At 43.6% G+C, this 3,033-nt stretch carries 2 protein-coding genes; both read right to left on the bottom strand.

What is annotated here, in order from left to right; all coding sequences use genetic code 11:
• Positions 1-315: 315 nt before the first annotated feature.
• Complete coding sequence (locus ACUVJL_RS03560; RefSeq protein WP_445244587.1) at positions 316-1,536, bottom strand: ABC transporter permease; 1,221 nt, start codon at positions 1,534-1,536, stop codon at positions 316-318.
• 124 nt (positions 1,537-1,660) lie between these two features.
• A complete protein-coding gene (locus ACUVJL_RS03555; protein WP_445244586.1) occupies positions 1,661-2,878 on the bottom strand; it encodes an ABC transporter permease in 1,218 nt (405 codons plus the stop codon).
• Positions 2,879-3,033: the final 155 nt, after the last annotated feature.

Genomic DNA, 3,033 nt, shown 5'->3' with positions numbered 1-3,033 from the left:
GGATGCCATGTTTATTTATTGAATCTTTTGATTAAATCGCAAAGCTTTCGTAACGTCTGTAGATGCTTAGGTCTGTTTACGCCGGATTTAATATTATTAAACTTTCTGGTTGGAAAGTAAACTCGGCAGCATAACTTTATTAAATCTTTACTATTTAAGGGATTTTTTAGGATTTTTTGCGCTGTGAAGCTGCGTAAAAACACATTCATTAAAACTTCCTAAAATACTGCTACTTTGTTAAAGTTTTACAAGAAAACAAGTTTTTTTAAGATTTATATAAATATATTTTCGCTCGGCATAATAAGTAGATATTGATTAAGCGCTTCTCAAAGCTGCGATCGGGTCGAGTTTGGCGGCTTGGCGGGCGGGGACGACGCCGAAGAAGAGACCCACTGTGCCGGACACGCTGACAGCAAGGGCGATCGCCACGGGCGAAATACTAGCTTGCAAGGGCGTGAAATTACCTACAAGCAAGATACCGCCGACACCGACGCAAGTACCGACTATCCCTCCGGCAGCGGATAAAATTACAGCTTCGACAATAAATTGAAATAAGATATCTTGTTGGGATGCGCCGATCGCCTTTCTGAGCCCGATTTCCTGAGTGCGTTCGCTGACGGACACCAGCATAATGTTCATAATCCCAATGCCGCCGACTAATAGGGAAATGCTGGCAACAGCAGTTAACAGAAGAGTCAAAGCGCCAGAAATTGCCCCCATTCTTGCCATTAAATCTTTTTGATTTCTGACAGTAAAATCATCTTCGGTAGTAATTTTGTGCCGCAGTCTCAGCAAGTTTTCTACCTGAAATTGCGCCGCGTCCATTTGTAATTCATCTTTAATCGAAATAAATATCGACGTGACAGCTAAACCGTAGGGAGATTTGCGCCCGACTATGCGATTGGCCATTGTGGCGATCGGCACAGCGGCCGAGTTATCGTAATTCGTACCAAAAGATGTGCCTTTGGGAGCCAATACTCCAATTACTTTGACGCTGACATTTTGGATACGCACCTGTTCGCCCAAGGGATTTGTATTGCCAAAAAGTTTCTCCGCTAATTCTGAACCGAGAACCACAACTTGGTTACTTTGCTTAACATCGAGTTCCGTCAAAAACCGCCCTTTTGCCATTTCAAAGCTTCTGACTTCTAGAAATTCTGGAATCGTGCCAAAAATTAGAGCCGAAACATTTTTGTTGCTGTAGCGAACAATCTCTGAACTGTTAAGTTCTGCTGACACGCCTTGAACGGAGGGGACTTGAGTAGCGATCGCCTTTGCGTCTTCTACTATCAGTGTTTGAGGCGCATTTGCGATCGAACTTCGCCTCGCCTTGGGAACTCCCGGCATCACGATTAATACGTTTGTACCGAGGGCTTGAACTTCTCCTGCTACAAATTTTTGAGCTCCTTCTCCAATGCCAATCATTGCAATTACGGAGGCATTGCCGACAATCATCCCGATCATTGTTAAACTGCTGCGAGTTTTGTTGGCTAGTAGCGTTTGGCCTGCCATTTTCACGCTTTCAATAAAATTCATACTTTGTTATGAGTTATTAATTATGAGTTATTTTTATAACAGTCAACAGTCAACAGTCAACAGTCAACCGTCAACAGTCAACCGTCAACCGTCAACCGTCAACCGTCAACCGTCAACAAACTAATTAAGCACTTCTCAATGCGACGATCGGGTCGAGTTTAGCCGCTTGTTTTGCGGGCACAATGCCGAAGAATAAGCCGATGCTGCCCGAAACACCGACTGCAAGTGCGATCGCCACTGGGGAAACGCTAGCTTGCAGGGGAGTAAAAGCAGCTACTATAAGCACGCCGCCGATACCGAATCCAGTGCCGATCGCCCCGCCTGCCGCTGACAAAATCACAGACTCAATCATAAACTGAATTAGAATATCTTGCTGAGAAGCTCCGATCGCCTTTCTCAGCCCAATTTCCTTCGTGCGTTCGGTAACAGAAACCAGCATGATATTCATAATCCCGATGCCGCCGACAAACAGCGAAATTGCCGCCACGAAAGCCAACATCAACGTCAAAGCACCAGTAATACTGCCCAAAGTCTTCATTAAATCTTTCTGGTTGCGAACAGTAAAATCATCCTCCTTAGTAATTTTGTGACGCAACCTGAGTAGGTTTTCTATTTGAAATTGGGCCGCTTGCATCATAGTTTCATCTTTAATGGAAACCGAAATAAATGTTACTTTTGTACCGTAGGGAGACGAGCGACCTACGATCCGATTTGCCATTGTTGTCAGCGGCAAATAAACATTCATATCTTGATTGTCGCCAAAGCTGGAACCTTTCGCCTGCATGACTCCTATTACTTGAAAACTCGAGTTTTTGATGCGGATGTATTGACCAATTGGCTGTGTATTACCAAACAATTGTTCTGCTGCTTCTGAACCTAAAGCTACTACATTTTCTTGTCTTTCTAAATCTAATTTGCTTAAAAATCGACCTTGACCAACATCAAAGCTTCTGACTGTCAGAAATTCGGGAGTAGTTCCCACAATGGAAGACGAAACGTTTTTATTGCGGTAAGTAACGAGTTGACTATCATTGAGAGTTGGTGCGACTTCTTCGACAGAAGGTACTTGAGATGCGATCGCCTCTGCATCTTCCACTACTAAAGTCTGGGGCGGAATCACCGGGCGGGTTTGCGCTTCAGGACTTCCGGGAATAATAAATAGCAAGTTTGAACCCAGAGAGTTAACTTGTCCCTCGATAAATGTTTGAGCTCCTTCGCCGATACCGATCATAGAAATTACCGAAGCATTCCCGATGATAATTCCTAACATCGTCAAGCTGCTGCGAAGCTTGTTTGCCATCAAAGTTGTAACAGCCATTTTGACGCTTTCAACAATATCCATAATTCGATTTTAGATTTTAGATTTTAGATTTTCGATTGGGGATTATTCTATTTTAGATTTTAGATTTTAGATTTTCGATTGGGGATTATTCGATTGGGGATTGGGGTTTGGGGATTGGGGATTATTCGATTGGGGATTGGGGATTGGGGATTGGG

The organism is Microcoleus sp. OTE_8_concoct_300 (assembly GCF_031383065.1).
In the GTDB taxonomy this organism is placed as follows: domain Bacteria; phylum Cyanobacteriota; class Cyanobacteriia; order Cyanobacteriales; family Microcoleaceae; genus Microcoleus.
Note: the sequence above shows the minus strand (reverse complement) of the source record. Positions and strands in the feature narration are given on the sequence as shown.